The organism is Streptomyces sp. CCM_MD2014, assembly GCF_000772045.1.
GTDB lineage: Bacteria > Actinomycetota > Actinomycetes > Streptomycetales > Streptomycetaceae > Streptomyces > Streptomyces salinarius.
Map to the genome: position 1 here is coordinate 1,520,720 of NZ_CP009754.1, position 15,871 is coordinate 1,536,590.

The 15,871-nt window shown below is 67.9% G+C and carries 19 protein-coding genes; 5 read left to right on the plus strand and 14 right to left on the minus strand.

Going from position 1 to position 15,871, the window contains the following annotated elements:
* Window positions 1-83: 83 nt before the first annotated feature.
* From NI25_RS06570 to NI25_RS06580, 3 genes are all read right to left on the minus strand, one after another.
* The gene (locus NI25_RS06570) at window positions 84-905 is read right to left on the minus strand and encodes a DUF317 domain-containing protein (RefSeq protein ID WP_061441544.1); all 822 of its coding nucleotides are present in this window, start codon (window positions 903-905) and stop codon (window positions 84-86) included.
* 15 nt (window positions 906-920) lie between these two features.
* The gene (locus NI25_RS06575; RefSeq protein WP_061441545.1) at window positions 921-1,211 is read right to left on the minus strand and encodes a hypothetical protein; all 291 of its coding nucleotides are present in this window, start codon (window positions 1,209-1,211) and stop codon (window positions 921-923) included.
* Window positions 1,212-1,316: 105 nt separating this feature from the next.
* Window positions 1,317-1,670 carry a DUF317 domain-containing protein gene (locus NI25_RS06580; protein ID WP_061441546.1) on the minus strand — a complete coding sequence of 118 codons (354 nt, stop codon included), beginning with the start codon at window positions 1,668-1,670 and terminating at the stop codon, window positions 1,317-1,319.
* Between the two features lie 278 nt (window positions 1,671-1,948).
* Between NI25_RS06580 and NI25_RS06585 the strand changes: the two genes are divergently transcribed.
* Window positions 1,949-2,809 carry an abortive infection family protein gene (locus NI25_RS06585; protein ID WP_061441547.1) on the plus strand — a complete coding sequence of 287 codons (861 nt, stop codon included), beginning with the start codon at window positions 1,949-1,951 and terminating at the stop codon, window positions 2,807-2,809.
* A gap of 141 nt (window positions 2,810-2,950) precedes the next feature.
* Here the strand turns inward: NI25_RS06585 and NI25_RS06590 are convergent, their stop codons facing one another.
* The 7 genes from NI25_RS06590 to NI25_RS40600 all read right to left on the minus strand — a co-directional run bounded on the left by NI25_RS06590 (window position 2,951) and on the right by NI25_RS40600 (window position 8,867).
* Window positions 2,951-3,826 (minus strand): LysR substrate-binding domain-containing protein, encoded by an 876-nt coding sequence (locus NI25_RS06590; protein WP_061441548.1) that lies wholly within the window; start codon window positions 3,824-3,826, stop codon window positions 2,951-2,953.
* Between the two features lies 1 nt (window position 3,827).
* Window positions 3,828-5,027, minus strand: a complete 1,200-nt coding sequence (locus tag NI25_RS06595) for a low temperature requirement protein A (RefSeq protein ID WP_061446782.1) — start codon at window positions 5,025-5,027, stop codon at window positions 3,828-3,830.
* 249 nt (window positions 5,028-5,276) lie between these two features.
* Window positions 5,277-5,591: a nuclear transport factor 2 family protein gene (locus tag NI25_RS06600; RefSeq protein ID WP_061441549.1), complete on the minus strand. Its 315-nt coding sequence runs from the start codon at window positions 5,589-5,591 to the stop codon at window positions 5,277-5,279.
* A 95-nt stretch (window positions 5,592-5,686) separates the two neighbouring features.
* A complete protein-coding gene (locus tag NI25_RS06605) occupies window positions 5,687-6,436 on the minus strand; it encodes an SDR family oxidoreductase (protein ID WP_061441550.1) in 750 nt (249 codons plus the stop codon).
* A gap of 334 nt (window positions 6,437-6,770) precedes the next feature.
* Window positions 6,771-7,502, minus strand: a complete 732-nt coding sequence (locus NI25_RS06610; RefSeq protein ID WP_061441551.1) for a hypothetical protein — start codon at window positions 7,500-7,502, stop codon at window positions 6,771-6,773.
* Between the two features lie 162 nt (window positions 7,503-7,664).
* Window positions 7,665-8,537, minus strand: coding sequence for a DNA ligase (locus NI25_RS06615; protein WP_061441552.1), 873 nt, complete (start codon window positions 8,535-8,537; stop codon window positions 7,665-7,667).
* Window positions 8,538-8,579: 42 nt separating this feature from the next.
* Window positions 8,580-8,867, minus strand: coding sequence for a DUF6233 domain-containing protein (locus NI25_RS40600; RefSeq protein WP_061441553.1), 288 nt, complete (start codon window positions 8,865-8,867; stop codon window positions 8,580-8,582).
* Window positions 8,868-9,005: 138 nt separating this feature from the next.
* Here NI25_RS40600 and NI25_RS06625 point away from each other — a divergent pair, with 138 nt between their 5' ends.
* The 4 genes from NI25_RS06625 to NI25_RS06640 all read left to right on the plus strand — a co-directional run bounded on the left by NI25_RS06625 (window position 9,006) and on the right by NI25_RS06640 (window position 13,099).
* Complete coding sequence (locus NI25_RS06625) at window positions 9,006-10,118, plus strand: tyrosine-type recombinase/integrase (protein ID WP_233520686.1); 1,113 nt, start codon at window positions 9,006-9,008, stop codon at window positions 10,116-10,118.
* A gap of 548 nt (window positions 10,119-10,666) precedes the next feature.
* Window positions 10,667-12,220 carry a tyrosine-type recombinase/integrase gene (locus NI25_RS39615; RefSeq protein WP_199560838.1) on the plus strand — a complete coding sequence of 518 codons (1,554 nt, stop codon included), beginning with the start codon at window positions 10,667-10,669 and terminating at the stop codon, window positions 12,218-12,220.
* 154 nt (window positions 12,221-12,374) lie between these two features.
* Entirely contained in the window at window positions 12,375-12,575 is a 201-nt protein-coding gene (locus NI25_RS39620; protein ID WP_233520687.1) for a hypothetical protein, read from the plus strand.
* Complete coding sequence (locus NI25_RS06640) at window positions 12,572-13,099, plus strand: DUF6262 family protein (protein ID WP_078884524.1); 528 nt, start codon at window positions 12,572-12,574, stop codon at window positions 13,097-13,099. The genes NI25_RS39620 and NI25_RS06640 overlap by 4 nt, the downstream gene beginning before the upstream one ends.
* Window positions 13,100-13,171: 72 nt before the next feature.
* Here NI25_RS06640 and NI25_RS06645 read toward each other — a convergent pair whose 3' ends face one another.
* The 4 genes from NI25_RS06645 to NI25_RS06660 all read right to left on the minus strand — a co-directional run bounded on the left by NI25_RS06645 (window position 13,172) and on the right by NI25_RS06660 (window position 15,854).
* Window positions 13,172-13,321: a hypothetical protein gene (locus NI25_RS06645; protein WP_181849710.1), complete on the minus strand. Its 150-nt coding sequence runs from the start codon at window positions 13,319-13,321 to the stop codon at window positions 13,172-13,174.
* Window positions 13,322-13,452: 131 nt separating this feature from the next.
* On the minus strand, window positions 13,453-14,484 hold the full coding sequence (locus NI25_RS06650; protein WP_061441556.1) for a SpaA isopeptide-forming pilin-related protein: 1,032 nt from the start codon (window positions 14,482-14,484) through the stop codon (window positions 13,453-13,455).
* A gap of 33 nt (window positions 14,485-14,517) precedes the next feature.
* On the minus strand, window positions 14,518-15,264 hold the full coding sequence (locus tag NI25_RS06655; RefSeq protein ID WP_233520688.1) for a DUF317 domain-containing protein: 747 nt from the start codon (window positions 15,262-15,264) through the stop codon (window positions 14,518-14,520).
* Window positions 15,265-15,365: 101 nt separating this feature from the next.
* A complete protein-coding gene (locus NI25_RS06660; RefSeq protein ID WP_061441558.1) occupies window positions 15,366-15,854 on the minus strand; it encodes a hypothetical protein in 489 nt (162 codons plus the stop codon).
* Window positions 15,855-15,871 lie beyond the last annotated feature (17 nt).

Here is a 15,871-nt window from a genome sequence, read left to right on the forward strand (position 1 = left end):
ACTTCGCCCGTGAAACAAGAAAGTCCGGCACCCCCAACTGGGAGGATGCCGGACTGCGATCGTCGAGAGGGGTGCGCGGGACGTTAAATGGCCGGCGCGCGCAGGAGGCGCTCCTGGGTGGCCTCGGGCAGGACCCGCCGCAGGACCGGTGCGGTCGAGCTGAGGGAGGCGGCGAAGGCGGCGACGAGATCGTGCGGGACACTGGCGGCGAACGAGGCCACCCACAGAAGCGGGGCGCCGAGTACGGGCTCGGCCCACGCCTGCCATCCGGCCGGCCTCGTCTCGTCGTCCCCGGCGGACAGGGCCCGTAGGTCGCCGTCCTGGATGAGGGGCGGCACCTCCCCCAGGCTGATGTGCGAGGTGAACGTCGGGTCCATCGCCGCCGCCTCGGGCTGGTCGATGTCGCGGAACCAGCCGTGGGCGGCGACAGCGTCAAGGACCAGCTCGGGTCCGGCGAGCGCCGAGGCAGGCTGGTTGCTTGCGTCGAGCGCGACGAGGAAGTCGACCACCGCCTCGCCGGGGACGTCACGGGTGAAGTAGGCCGACCACTGGGCGAGCGGGCTGCTCGCCTCGGCGCGAGCGGAGATCTGCCAGGCGACCGGCAGCCCGCCCAGGTGGAACGGCTCGTCCGCCAGCCCCCACTGGGCCCAACGCAAGGCGTCGGGGCTGATGTGCAGGACGGTGCTGCGCAGGACCTGGCGGTCCTCCGGTTCCTCGTCCGGCTCGTGCCGTCCGCGGACGATCGTCAGGCTCGTCCAGCCCAGGCCGGCGAGTGCGTCGGCGACGACGTCGTAGAGGCGTCCGTCGTCACCGGCTAGGTGCCGGGGGCCGACCCAGAACGCGGGCTGGCCGCCGCGCGGGGCGGACGGGTCGGGCGGAAGGTCGGGGTACAGGGGCGCCTCCAAGGGCTCGGTGCGTGTCTAGTTGCCGCCGGCACGGCGGCGAGGGCGGCGCGGGGGCGCCTGGACGGGGCCCTGCCACGTCAGGGCGATGGCGACCTCCGGCGGAAGGTGGCCGAGCTGTGCGTCCTCGTCCTGCCCTTCGGCGAGGTAGACGACGGTCTGGCCGGTCTCGTCGACCGACTGCAGGACCTGCGCCAAGCGGTGCGCCATCGGGAAGAACGGGTTCATGGCCTGGCGGACCGGAGCGCTCCGGTCGCAGCCGGACAACAGATCGATGAGATCGCCGACGGTCATCTCCGGGGACGTCACGGACAGCCTCCTGGGGTTCGAGGGAAACGGGGGCGGTGGAGCCGGGCCGGCCTACGGCACCGCCAGCGCTTATAGGACGGGCGCTATGTATCGGTGGCCGCGCTGTCAGAGGCGGCGTGAGGTCTGCAGCACCCTCGCCACGGTGGCGGCGACGATGTCGGCCGGCGTCTCGGTGTCGAACGACATGTGGTAGCCGCGGACTTGAGCGGTGCCGGTGACAGCGATCTTCCACCCCTCGCCGTCCGTGCCGGGTCGGCCGTGCGGAAACCAACCGAGGTAGAACCGGCCGTCCTTGGAGCTGACGTGCACGTCCGCGCGATCATCAACGATCAGGTGGAAGTCCTCGGCCGAGAACTGGTCCAGGACCAGAGTCGGCTGACCGGGGCCGAGCTGCCACTCCCGCAGTCGCAGGGCCTCGACAGTGGTGGAGAAACCGGGGCCCGCAGGGGCTACGGTCACGAGCAATCACCTCTCTGACCTGGGGTTTCTTGCAAGGTCGTCTACGTTGACATGCCCTCGCGCCCGTTGGCCAGTCTTTCCCAGAACATTCCTGTCTGCCCCCGGCGAACTGCCGTCCGTCGACAGTGTGGCATCTCAGATTCCGTGGCCGAATCTCACGACCAACGGTTAAATCAGCCACAACCACAGACTGGTTGGCTAGACAGGCTCGGCATGGATCAGACATCACCTTGGGAAAAGACAGTGACGGTGTCAGGGTCTGCTCCTATCTTCAGACCATGACCGTCACCGCACGGCGGGAGCTGGTGAGCCCGGCGACCCGCAACGCCTTCCGCTCTCTGGCCACGGACCTGACCGTCCGGATTGTCGCCGAACTGTGGGAGGACCACGGGTTCGCGCCCATCCCGCCAGATGAGCTGAAGTACCAGGATTCAGGCCAGCGGCGGACTGAATTCATGCTCTACGCGGAGGGTGTGGACTGGTCGGATCCGAACCAGGTTCGACGTGTACTCCTGGTCTTCGAGGACTTCATCCGCGCGTACCGGAACCCGGACGATCAGGGAACTCCTAAGTGGCTTGACGACATCAGGGTCCGCTTGGAGCGGGACGGCTTCACTCTCGATAAGGAGGGGAGGATCTCCTGGTCCAACCCGCCAGTGCTGGTCCGCGACCTCAGCACCCTGAGCGACGCCTCCGGCATCACGATCGAGTTGGAGCGCATTCGGAGGGACCTGACCACCGATCCCCATGGGGCCATCGGCGCGGCCAAGCAGCTCATCGAGGCAACGGCGAAGACCGCCCTTGGGGAGCTGAACATCGAGGTCGACCGGAACGCCGCGCTCCCGGCCCTGATCAGCACGGTCCAGAAGTCGCTGAAGCTCGACGCTGGCTCGGCTCCTGATGGGCCGGACGGCAGCAAGGCCGTGAAGAGAATCCTTTCGGGCTCGGTGAACATCGCAGTCGGCGTCGCCGAACTGCGCAACCAGGGCTTCGGCAGCGGTCACGGTCAGGCGAGCGCACCGTCTGGGCTTGGAGTGCGTCATGCCCGCCTGACGGTCAATGCTGCCGTGACCTGGTGCGAGCTGATCCTCGACACGCTCTCGGACCCCGCCGCGCCGTGGCGCAAGACAATGGTCTGATTACTTCGCGAAGAGGGCCAGGTTTCCGGGTGGAGCAGATCGCGCCACCCCGCGGGCGTGAACTCAGCTCGCCGACTTGGCCCTCCCGCCACCGGTCCCGGCGGGCCTACGAGTGGGTCCAGGCGCACCGATAGAGCCAGATTAGATCCTCACGTGGGTGAGGAAGGTGGTGCGGCTGGGGCATGTGGTGTGCGGGAGGTAGAGCGCGTGGAGTGGCGCGTGGATGGGGGGTTCGAGGGTGAGGACGTGCGCTTTGCCGCCCGCTGCGGGGCCCGGTGGTGTGGTGACGAAGGCGATGTTGCGGGTGCCGATGACTGCTGTGATGGGGGGTGTGCCTTGGCGGGCGGTGCGTTCGCTGTTCGGTTCGAAGCCGGCGTTGCGGCAGTGGTCGATGAGGAGGTCGGTGTAGCCGGAGCGGCCGGGGGTGCCCCAGACCAGGAAGGTCTCATGGGCGAGTTCGGGCAGGGTCACGGATGTGCGGGCGGCCAGGGGGTGGTCGCAGGCGACGGCGATGTGCAGGCGATGGTGGCCGAGGGTGGTGCGGGTCAGACCGTGCGTGGGCGTCATTGCGCGGCACAGTCCGATGTCGAGGTCGCCGGCGAGGAGGGCGGCGGTCAGCTCGGAGGGGTAGCGCTGGTGGATCTCGGGGGTGATGTCGGGGTGGGCTTCGGTCACCGGTGCGAGCAGGGTGACGAGTTCGTCGCCGGTGACGGCGGGGGTGTAGCCGATACGCAGGGCCTGGGTCTCGCCGCGTCCGATGTGCCGGGCGCGGCGCAGGGCTGCGCGGGCCATGCCGTTGAGGACACGGGCGTCCTCGATCAGGGCCGCTCCGGCGGGCAGCGTGGTGACGCCCGCGCTGCTGCGCTCCAGCAGCGGGACTCCGACTTCGCGTTCGAGGGCCCGGATGGAGGTGGACAGGGCCTGCTGGGACAGGTGGAGCCGGGCGGCTGCGCGGGTGAGGCTGCCTTCCTCGGCGACGGCGATCAGGTGGTCGAGTTTGTTCAGGTCCAGGCGCACCTCAACGCCTCTCGGATCGATGGCGGACAGTGAAGAGGTTGGCTGTCAGCGTGGCGGCCACCGCCAGGCCCATGCCCAGGATGGCGCCGCCGATTCCCAGGGCGGGTGCGCTGAAGCCCAGAGCCAGGACCACGAGTGCACCGGCGAGGACCAGCAGGGCGTGTCCCACCGCTCCGGTACGGGTGGCCCGGTGCAGTGCCCCCAGCATCAGGAGCGCAATCGCCACGGGGACGGCGACCGACAGTCCGGCACCCCGGGTGGAGAGGTGTCCGTGGTGTTCGGCGGCGTCCAGCGCCGCTTCCAGGCCCGCGCCGATCGCAGCCAGCGCGGCGAAGACCACGTAGTGGCCGTACCCCCAGACCAAGGCGGTGCGCAGCGTGGTCAGTCGCGCTTCGTTTCCGGTGAAGTAGATCCACCACAGGGCGAAGACGAGCAGCAGGCCGCCGATCGCGATCAGGAGAACGGGGGTGGACAGGCCGTGGTCGGCCACGGCGGAGCGGACGGCGGCGAGTGAGCCGAGGATCACCTCGCCCAGGACGATGATGGTGAAGAGGCTGTAGCGCTCGGCGATGTGACCGGGGTGCCAGCTGGTGGGGTGGCCCCGGTATTCGGCCCATGCCGGTACGGCCAGCTCGGCTGCGACCAGGATTAGGAAGGTGGTCCAGGCCCAGGCGTCGGGTGTCCACAGGCGGGCGATCCAGCAGATCTGCACCGCGGTGATACCGGCGGCGTAGTGCAGTGCGCCGCTGCGGCCCTCGGGGTGCTCGATGGCGGCGCGCAGCCACTGAGTGACCATCGCGAGCCGCATCACCACGTAGCCGATCACGACGAGTGTGAAGTCACCGTCCTCGAACACGGCGGGCACACCTGATGCCAGTACGAGCACGCCGGCCATCTGCAGGAGCGTCAGCAGCCGGTAGGGCACATCGTCGGTGTCGTAGGCGGAGGCGAACCAGGTGAAGTTCATCCACGCCCACCAGATCGCGAAGAACACTGCCGCATAGGCGGCCAGCCCGGAGCCGACATGGTCTTCGGCGAGGGCGTGATGAAGCTGGGCCGCTGCCTGGGAGACGGCGACCACGAAGGTCAGGTCGAACAACAGCTCCAGCGGCGTAGCCGCGCGGTGCTCCTCCCTAGGATCCCGCCCGCGCATCACCCGCCGCAGCAGTCCCGTCGGGGCGACGTCAGCCTGGCCGCTCATCACGTCTTCCTTCCGCATTCGGCCGTCGTCATTGACCGGTTTCTGTCGCGCGCGAATCGGCGGCGTGGGTGGCATAGACGACGTACTGCACGCATCCCCCGGTACCGCCTGATAGCCCGCCCGCCGGCCGCGAGCTGGGCCGGCATGGCACGCCCCCCTGGCCACGAGCTGGGCCGCTGAGCAATCCGTGCTCCCGGGCGGGTGTTCCCGTGGGAGCCCCGTACCCCCCAATGGCAGAGGAAGACCGCGTCAGCCTTGGCCGGTCTCGAAGCGGCTGATGCGGCCGTTGGTGACGGTGAAGGCCCACCGCGTGCGCATACTGCCCCAGGTGGCGTTGGTATACGTGGCTGTCAGGGTCCGGCCGTCGGCGGAGACGTCCTCGACGTCCATGCGGCCGTTCGAGGAGAAGATCTCACGCTCCGCCCACGCGACGAGGTCACGGTCGGTGCCGTCGTCGGACATGGTGGCGTCGTCGGTCAGCGCGGCGAAGAAGGCGTCCTTGTCGCCGGCGTTGACGGCTGCGACGAAGGCGGCCACCGCGGGGTCACTCGGATGTGCGGTCATCACGACCTCCTGGTGTTTCGCGCGAGGCGCCGACGCGGGCGAACCCGGCCGTGCCCGGGGCCGGACGGGTCGCCCGCGTCGGGAGGGGTACGAGGTCAGCGGGTGGTGTAGCCGCCGTTGGGGAACATCGTCTGACCGGTGAACCACCAGCCTTCGGTGGCCAGGAACCTGATGATCGGGACGATGTCCTCGATCTGGGTGAGCTGGTTGCCCATCGCCTGCGACTTGTGGAACTCCACCCGCTCCGGAGTTTCCTGACCGTAGAAGAACGGTGTGTCCATCGGTCCCGGGGCCACCATGTTCACGGAGATCCCGCGGTCCGCGAACTCCTTGGCCGCCGCCCGGGTGAAGTGCTCCAGCGGCGCCTTGCCGCCGGCGTAGGTGGAGTAGCCGTCGGTGAAGGCGGCCAGCAGCGACGTGCCGATACTGATGATCTTGCCGTGGCCGTTCAGTCGGCGACCGGCTTCCTGGATGAAGAAGTACGCCGCCTTGGCGTTGATGCCGAACATGCGGTCGTACTCTTCCTCGGTGGTCTCCAGGATCGGCTTGCGCAGCACCATCCCGGTGGTGTTGACCGCGATGTCGGCGCCGCCGTAGGTGTCCACGGCCGTGTCGAAGAGCCGCCGCACGTCGGCGACCTTCGTCAGGTCGCCCTGGACGGCGACGGCCTGCCCTCCAGCCTCCTGGATCGCCTTGACCGTCTGCTCGGCGTCGCTCTCAGAGCTGTGGTAGTGCACGACCACCTTCGCCCCGGCCTCCGCGAACGTCCTGCTGAGCAGCCCGCCCAGGTTCTTCTCGCCACCGCCGACGACGGCGACCTTGTCCCGCAGCGTGTTCTCAGTCATGCTCCGCACTCCCTCACGTCCTTGTCGGCGATCGTCTTGATCACGTTCCACAGACGAGCCTAGGCGGACATTCCGGGCATCGGGTAACAGAAGTTCTGGGTCGCTCCACAAGCATCATCGGTACCCCCAGTCAGCGGATCGGAGCGCCGGAGAGCGGCTGGCTTCCTCCTTTCTCTCGACGTCGCCCCGACGCCGTCAAAGGTCCATATCCGCAGCTGGCTGTAGACGCCCCCGCCAGTTGCCGCATTTCTGCGGCAGGCGAATCCACTACTGCCTGCGGACCGAGAAGGGCGCCGGGTTAGCAGGCAGCTCGCCTCACGCGCTGGCGGGCTGGTCATGAAGCGCTAGCCCGCCAGGAGCCACGGAGCTCGGCAAGACGCCTGCGCATTGCACCGCGCTGCTCCTCAAGATCCTGCGAGGCGGGAGACAGAAGATAGACATTGTCCCGGTAGGGACGGAAACCCAGGCTCTCCCACCCCTGGGCGATTTTGGCGTTCACGCGGTCCCACTCGGCTCTGGCCGTCAGCCGATGGCTGCTGAGATCGGTGATGCCGGGCGAACAGGCTACGGCCCGGCAGCCGGCCATGAGCCGGGTGATCACCTCGCAGGCAAGCACGGCCGCCAGGCCGTGCCCGCGCCATGGCGGATCCAGCGTCACGCGATTCATGACGAGCAGCGCTGAGCCGACGTACTCCAACTGTTCGCTGACTTCGTCGGTGAAAGAACCCGTCTCGGGATCAAGGAGGACCTGCGCGGTCTCGTGCAGTTCCTCCGACTCCTCCTCCATGGCCCAGTAGGCGTTGCGGCCCCGGTCGAGGTGCACCCGGTAGAACGTCATGGAGCCGACGACTACGTCCTCGACTGTGCACGAGGAGCAATCAGCAGTCGTACACCCGCTGGAGCTGACCGGCTCGTGATGTTCACCATGAGCGCGTCGGCGGTGCAGGACGGCCACGTTCCAGCACTCCAGCGTGTCCGCCTGGGGAGTGTCCCAGAGTCCGTCGTCGTAGGAGATGCGCAGGTGTAGCTCGGAGGGGTCGCCTGGCAGCGGGGAGGGCTCGGTCACGGCCGCAGCGTAACGAGGTGTCCGCGCGTTCGTGGATAACGGAGGCCCAGCTCAGAGGTGGCGTGCCCACACCCACGCCGAAGCGAGGAGTTCGTGCGCTGGGACCCGCGGTCCTTCGCCGAGCTGAAGGCCAGCTATTCCTCCCGATTGGTTCGCGGCAGCTCACCGCACGCGCGTCACGGTGACCACGGCATGCCTCGTCGTCCCCGCCAGCACCTCGACGAGTAGTCCGGGCTCCGCCGCCGTGAACGACTCGCCTCCGGCCGCCCGACCTCGCGCGGCCGGGGCAACATCGACCAGCGCCGCCGCGACCTGCGCGGCCAGCTGCGCCCCGAGCCGCTGAGACAATGCAACACGGCCGTCAGGCAACCGCACTGCCAGCGCCCGCGGCCGACCCGCCGCCCCCGTGAACCCCACCACCTCCGCGTCGATCGTCTCCGCGTGTCTGACCTTCTTCCACGACGACGACCGACCCGCCCGGTACGGCGACCGCCCCGACTTCGCCACCACCCCCTCCACACCGGAGCCGGTCAGCGTCTCGTACCAGACCCGGGCGACCTCCACGTCTTCCGTCGCCGACACTGCCTGGATTGGCGACCCCTCCGGCAGCCCGGCCACCATGTCCAGCATCAAGGCGCGCCGCTCCTCATACGGACGCCCCCTCACGTCCCCGGTGGGCAACGACAAAACGTCCCACACGATGAGCAGCGCAGGGTGCCGCGCCGCCAGCTCCCGCGACCGTGCAGGCGAGGAAGCCGCCCGAGCCTGAGCGGCCTCGAACGACACCTGCCCGTCAACCACGACGACTGCCTCGCCGTCCAGGACGACACCAGGCGGCAGGGCCATCCCCGCCACGGCAAGATCCATCCAGGGCGTCGTCACGTCCCGACCCGACCGCGCTTGAAGTCGAACCGTCTCAGCCAGCCGCCACAAAACTGTCCGGTGACCGTCGAGCTTCACTTCATACCACCAGCGCGGCCCGGTCGGCAGTTGCGGCACCAGCTCGGCCAGGGCGACGTCGACAGGGAACTCCACCCCGCCACCCTCAAACGCCGCCCGGACCGCCCGCGCGCCGGACTACTCCAGCAGGCCCAGCCGCGTGTCCGGCCGACACTTCGAGCACGCCGGAACCTGCTGACGTATCGCGTCGCGTGCCTGCTCCCGCGTCGCCGGCATCTGGCGCTTACCCGGGTCCCAGCAGTCCCCCGTGTGCACCGCCACCAGGCTGCTCCGGTCAAGGCCCCGCTCGATCAGCCACTCCGGGGGCGGCAGTCGCCGCTCCTCGGCCTGCCGTCGCTCGGCCTCGCGACGCTCCTCGTCCGCGTTCTCTGGGGTTCGGGAACCGTGGTGTGACGTCGTGGTCAGCCCCCTCGTTGGGCCTGCTACGACGGTTCTCGGGGGGTGTGGCTCTGCGGCGGATCGTTGCGATTGGCTCGTGGAGAAGAGGTACGGATGCGTGCTTTCCCTGTGCGGATGCCTTCAGGCACCCGGTACTGGACTGTGGTGGACGACGACCTGGTGTCGGTCGACGAGGCGGATCGGTTCCTGCGGGAACTTCGGCTGGGCCGCGGTCGCGCGGAGACAACGACGAAGGCGTACGCGGAGAGCATCTGCCTGTTTTTGACCTGGTGCTTGCTCACCAAGCGTGACTGGGGGACTGCGGCCCAGGATATGGGACTGTTCATGCTCTGGCTGCGGTGGACGCCCGGGAACGGCGGCGAGCGCCGCGTCGTCGTGCCGGGCCCCGGCTCGAAGCCGGTCCGCACCGATGGACGCATCAACAAGGTACTCACTGCGGTCCGCGGATTCCTCGCCCACGGGGTGGTGAACAAGAGCGTCCCGGGTTGGATCCTTGAACAGATCTACGAGCTCGGCGACACGAACGACCTGCCGTCCGAGGCCCGTGGTGAGGACAGCAGTCTGCGCTACCGGCTGCGGGCCCGCCATCGGCTCCAGGAGCCGGAGACCGATGTCGACCGGGCCAGCGACGAGGAGATCGTGGCCATGTTTCTGGCCTGCCGATCAGCCCGGGACCGCCTGATTGTCCTGCTACTGGCCCGAGTGGGCCTCCGTCGAGGCCAGGCAGCGGGCCTGCGGCGGACGGATGCCCACCTGCTGATGGACTCCCGGTCGCTGGGCTGCGACATTGAGGGCGCCCACCTTCATGTCGTCCGGCGCCAGAACGTCAACAATGCATGGTCGAAATCCCGGAAGTCGCACGCCCTGCCCGTGGACTTCCTGGTGGTGCAGGCATTCGACCAATACATGCTTGAACGGCACGGGCTGCTCGGCGCCGGCGGCAGCGACTTCATCCTGGTCAATCTCTTCCGCCCGCCCTATGGCTCGCCCGTCACCCCAGACGCGATCGGCGAGCTCGTCGAGTCGCTGGCGAAGAGGGCTGGACTCGGGCGGAATATCGCTCCGCACATGTGTCGACATGCCATGGCCAGCAACGTCAGTGACGCTGGTGGCACTCTCGATGAGGTACAGGCTCTCTTGGGACAGAAGCACCCGAATTCAGCCCGGCCCTACCTGCACCCCAAACCGTCCCGCTTGCGTGCAGCCGTTGAGCGGGTTCCTTCTTCACGGACTGTGATCGACGGGGTGAGGAAGTGAAGGCTTTCAGTGCTTCCCACTCTCCGGTGGACCGTGGGCAATCCGCCCGGGATCTGATGGAGAAAGTGACCCCGGAATTCCTGACCATGGTGGGCTGGGATCCCGCAGTCAGGATTGTCGTCTTCCCCATTGACCACCCGCTTGTCGGTGCCACGACCTGTCTACTATCCGACTGCAAGCAGCGACTGCAACACGCCAAGTATCACGGGCTGTGCGGTGGGTGTGGGAGGAGGTGGGAAAAAAGCGGGCTGACGTTCGAGGTGTTCGTGGCTACAGTCGGACGGCGATGGCGAGGAATCGGGGTCTCCAACTGCCATGTCCCCAAGTGCGCTCGACCTTGGGAGACGGCCCCCGGGCGCTTGTGCTATGTGCATCGTCTTCAGTGCAATCGCTCTCGTCTGTCACTGGAAGAGTTCATCCGAAGCCCGCAGGCTCAGCCTCTGCGGGCGTTTGGCCCTTGCCTGGTCGAGGCATGCCTTCGTGACCGGGCCCGAGAGGCTCCCCCTTACTGCCGCGCGCACGAGCATCGATGGCGCAAACGGCGCCCCGTGGACGAAGATGCCTGGCGGCGGACCGAACCAGCCGTCCCCGAACAGGGCGTCATCAACCTGCGCGGCCTGTCCGACCATGTCGTTTCCGAGTTCCTCTATGCGATGCAGGAATGCCTGGCTGCGGGGGTGAAACTGCATGACTATCAGCTGCGGCCACTCTGCGACGCGGTTCGTCGACAGCAACTTGACTCGCTCGGCCAGTTGGATAGCGGCGATCTCTCGGGCAGCTCAAGAAGGTGGGCCACGACCTTCCTCAAACACGTCACGCATGCCTGGCTATCGGCAGAAACGGAACGGAAAAAGGACACTTGGATCGGGTCGGTCTTTGGCCTGAAGGGCCGCTTGCACTTCGAGGCGATCACCCAACCGTGGTTGCGCGAGGCAACGAAGGCATGGGCTCTGGATGACGTTCCTCGTCGTCGGGGCCCGACCGCCACAGGAACGGTCCAGCGACAGATCAATGCTGTGGCCCGTCTCTCCGAGAGTTTGCGGCTCAACCGGTCTGACAGCGGTGCGGATCTGCGTCTTCTCACCAGGGAGGACATCACTCTCTTCCTCAATCGACTGCGGTACCTCCGGGAGAGGGGGGAGATCGCAGCGTCCCGCCACTGCGAAGATGCCCGTGCCTGCCGTCGATTGCTTAGCCGTATGCGGACCCTGGGTCTCACGCAGCGGGGCCAGATCCTCCACGGGCTGGCGGACGACTTCTGTCTTCGCGAAGGAGATATTCCGGATGACCCAGAGGACACTGAGGCTGGCCGGGATCTTCCGCTTGAGGTGATGCGTCAAATCTGCGCCCACCTAGACATGATTGCAGACACGCAGAACCGCACAGCGATTGAGCTGCTGATCGATACCGGTCGGCGCCCGGGCGAGATCGCCAAGCTACCTTGGGACTGCCTTGACAAAGATGGCGATGGACAGCCTGTTCTGATCTATGACAATCACAAGGCACTCAGAAACGGGCGGCGCCTTCCCATCTCCGAAAACACAGCCGCCCTCATCGTGACGCAGCAGCAGCGAACCAGGGCTCGATTCCCTCATACTCCCAGCAAAGACCTCCGGCTGCTGCCTTCCGTGGTGACCAATCCGCATGGCACCAAACCGATGGCGCACAACACGATCGGGGACCAGCACCGAGCCTGGGTGACTTCCCTTCCCGAGATCCTCGTCCCCACCATGGTCGAGATCCACGGCGAGCGGGTGACGAAGATGCTGCCTTTCGACAAGTCGAAAGTTGTTCTCTACGCCTACCGGCACACCTATGCCCAGCGGCATGCCGATGCCGGAACCCCGGTCGATGTCCTCAAGGTCCTGATGGACCATCGCCGAGCTCGGCACTACGCAGCGTTACTACCGGATCGGTCAGGAGCGACGGCGCGAAGCCGTCGACCGCGTCACGACGATGCAATTCGACCGGCACGGCAAACGCGTCTGGCGCACAGCCAAGGCCCTGCTCGACTCCGAGCACGCGCGTCGGGCCATCGGCGAGGTCGCCGTCCCCTACGGCGTCTGCACCGAACCGTCGAACGTCGCAGCCGGCGGCCATGACTGCCCAGTCCGTTTCCGCTGCGTCGGCTGCGGCCACTTCCGCACGGACATCTCCTACCTGCCCGACCTGGAGGCATACCTCGCCGACCTGCTGCGGAACCGCGAACGCCTGGCCGCCTTCGCCCACGCCGACGGTTGGGCGAGGGATGAGGCGATGCCCTCCGACGAGGAGATCACCCGAGTCCGCCGCCTGGTCCGCCGTCTCAAGGAAGACCTCGATGACCTCACCGACGACGACCGCCTGAAGATCCAGGAGGCCGTCACCCTCGTCCGCCGCAGCCGCCAAGTCGTCTCACTCGGAATGCCCCGCATCCGCCAGCCCCTGCCCGACATCCGCCCGGAGCGAACCGTATGACCAGCATGATCGAGGGGCGCCGAGCCGACTCGGCCCGGCGCCGCGAACGCGTCCTCAAGGCCCTCGACGCCGCCCTGCGGGCCGACGAGGCAATCACCGTCGCTTCGCTCGCCCGCACGGCGCGAGTGGACCGCACGTTCCTCTATCGCCACCGAGACCTGCTCGAACGCGTCCATGCCGCCGCTGCGGCCCCGCCGTCGGAAGGCCGCCAAGCCGCCGTGAGCAGGGCCTCGCTCCAAGCGGACCTGGCCAATGCTCTTGAGCGGAACACCCGCCTGCAGACACGGGTCCGACAGTTGGAGAAACGGCTCTCCGAGTCAATGGGGCAATCAGCCTGGGCTGACTCCGGACTCGGCGCCCCCGTTGACGTCGATCAACTGCAACGACAGATCACGAGACTGGAACAACAACTCGCCGATGTGCAGGGCGAGTTGGGTGAGCGAACCGATGAGCTCGACGCGTCACGAGCCGCGAACCGAGAACTGACCCGAGCACTCAACCACGGCCCTCGGGAGACTCGCTGAACTCACCCGATCCGGCGATAGCACCACACCTGTTGCGCTGGATAGAGTCACAGACACTGGCGCTGAGCTGCATCAACGTGAGATCTCTGCCGCGGCAACAGCTCGAAGCCCCAGAGAATCGGCGATCCACCGGTCTAGCTGCCGAAGGCTCGCCCGCGCCTGCTGCTCGACCACGCGGCGCGTGAACTGCAGCAGTTCCAGACGGGACGGAGTATCGCTCACACGTTCGATTATAGAGGGGCGGTTCACAAACACCGAGGCCCCCACATCCAGGAGGACGCTGTTGGCGGTCGCGAACAGCGTGTCCAGCTGGGGCTGCGGGGGCTCCGTGTAGTGAAGAAGGGTGGGTGCGGTCAGCTCCCGGTGTTGTCTTCTGTGTGGCTGTCGGTGCGACTGCGGCGTGCCACGGTGAGGGCGCCTCCACCGGCCGCGATCAGAACGGCCGCGCCGCCGATCAGCCACGGCGTGGCGTCAGCACCGGTGTGGGCGAGGGAGCCCGTCGGCGTCTTCGGTGTGGAGTCGCCGACCGGGGTGGCTGCGATGGCGGAAGTGTCGGTTTCCGGTGTGTCGCTATCCGTTACGGACGGCGTGGCCCTGTCCGTACCGCTGTTCGGCTTGCCTGGGCTGGAGGAGGGTGTGTCGGTGGGCGTGTGCGTGGGCTTACCCGAGGGTTCAGGCTTCGGGGTCGTGGTGGTCTTGGCGTTGGTGACGGTCACGGTCACCGGGTCGCCGGGAGCAGCGGTGAACGTCTTGGTGGGCTTGTACAGGTCGTAGCCGGCAGGGGCTTTGATCTCTTTGACCCAGAACTGGGCCTTCCGGCTCGACATGGGCAGCTCTCCGGAGGCTGTGCCCTTAGCTCCCGTGGTCAGGGTGAGCAGCGTCGAGGTGCCGGTGCCGATGTTCACGGTCGCGCCGGACAGGAGCTTGCCGGTCTTGTCGTCCTTGGCCTGCAGGAGGACCTTGGCGGCCTTGAAGGGATCGGTGATCGTCAGCCGGGTGGTCGCGCCGGGGGTGACGATGACGTCCTGGTCGGCGACGACCTCGTGGAGCGGGCTGCCGGAGGCCGTCTCCTTGAGCCGGTAGACGCCGGGCGCGAGGTCGGAGAAGGTCAGCTTTCCCTGTGCGTCGGTCTTCCCGTGTCCGGCTTCCTGGCCGGCGGAGTCGAGCAGCAGGAACACGGCGCCGGGGGCGCCGGGCAGGGCGTCTCCGGCTGTGTCCCTGGTGGTGATCTCGACGCTGCCCGCGTCCGCAGCCGGAGTCTCGGCAGCGGCGGAGGCTGAGGGGGTCGGTTCGGTGGGCTCGGCACTCGCGGCCGGTGCCCAGGTGAGGGTGCCGGCCGCGGCGACGGCGATGGCGGCGGCGGATCGGACGAGATGTGCGTGCACGAGGAAGGGGACTCCTTGATCGGTCGGGGGAGGTCAGCGGGCGCGGCCGGCGGGGTGGGGTGCGGACGGCAGAGCGGGCGGCAGATGGCTGGGCGGCTGCGGGGTTGCAGCCGGTGCGACGTAGAGGTGACGACGGGTGTGGAAGGGGATCTGCTTCACGGCCCGGTGCAGCGGTTCGGTGGAGATCAGCGAGGCGGTGAAAGCCGCGGCGAGGGTGGTGGGCGCGCCGGCAGAGAACTGGGCCTGCCAGTGCGGCTCGCTCGGGTATCCGCCCCACGCCCGCCAGGCCGGACCGTCGGACCCAGTGGTGGCGTACCGGTGACGCACACCGCCAAGGCCCTCTGGTGGCAGAAAGGTCTGCGTACCGTCCGTTTTGACGCTGTGGCTCCAGCCGTGGGTGAGGAGCGGCGTGTACACCTCGTGCGGGGCCGTCGGATCCTCGACCAGGTGGTTCTTGTCGCTGTGGCGGTCTTCGAGGTACAGGTCGAGCAGTTCGGTGTGGACGTCGCGCAGGAGTTCGGCGGGGGTGGTGGCGTCGAAGGTGATCTCCCAGGCCCGCGGGCCGAAGGGGGCACGGTCCATGCCGATGGTCCACGTGTCTGCGCCTCGCTCCTCGGGCTTGGGAGCGAAGCGGGTCCACAGCCGGGCGCAGGGGCTGATGGCGAACACCATCCCTTCGAGTCCCTGGTGAAGGTGCCATCCGTCGTCGAAGGGGAAGGCCCAGATCGTCTCCAGGTCTGCCTGGCCGGGACCGGCGAGGTGACGCGGGAGAACTCTCACGGTCTGGGCAGGGTCGAGATTGTTGAAGGGGTCGCGTGGTGGGTCGGGCAACACGAGGAGATGCTCCTGCTGAGTAGGTGGCGCGGGGAACGGGACGAGGCTCAGCGGGTGCGGGCCCCGGCGGGGACGGTCGGCGGAGCTGGAGTGCTGCGCGGCGTGGGGCCGGCCGCACGCTTGGGCGCGGAGGCAGCCCAGGCGCCGGGGAACCAGACGGCCGTGTACTGCTCGATGGCGTCGCGCAGCCCGGTGGTGACGGCTCCGTCCCACGGGGGGCGGCCGGGGCGGTGGTAGGTGCCGAAGGTGCCGTACTGCTTGGTGTTCGGAGGGGTGTTGGTGGCTTCGTCGCGGCGGTGGAAGGTTCCGTGGTCCACGAAGCTGAGTGCCACCGCGTCGATCTCCCCGCGTTCCGGGTGGACGACTGCGACACGCAGCCCGCCGTAGGTGTCCGCGTGGATGGTGCGGGTGAAGTCAATCCGCAAACGCAGCGGCGTGCCCGGCACGGGGGCGGCGTAGTAGGTGTTGCCCACGACGGCGTGCTCGTGGAAAGGAAGGCACAGCTCGGTGAAGAACTCGGGAGCCTGCAGGAACACGAGGGTCTCCGGTCGGA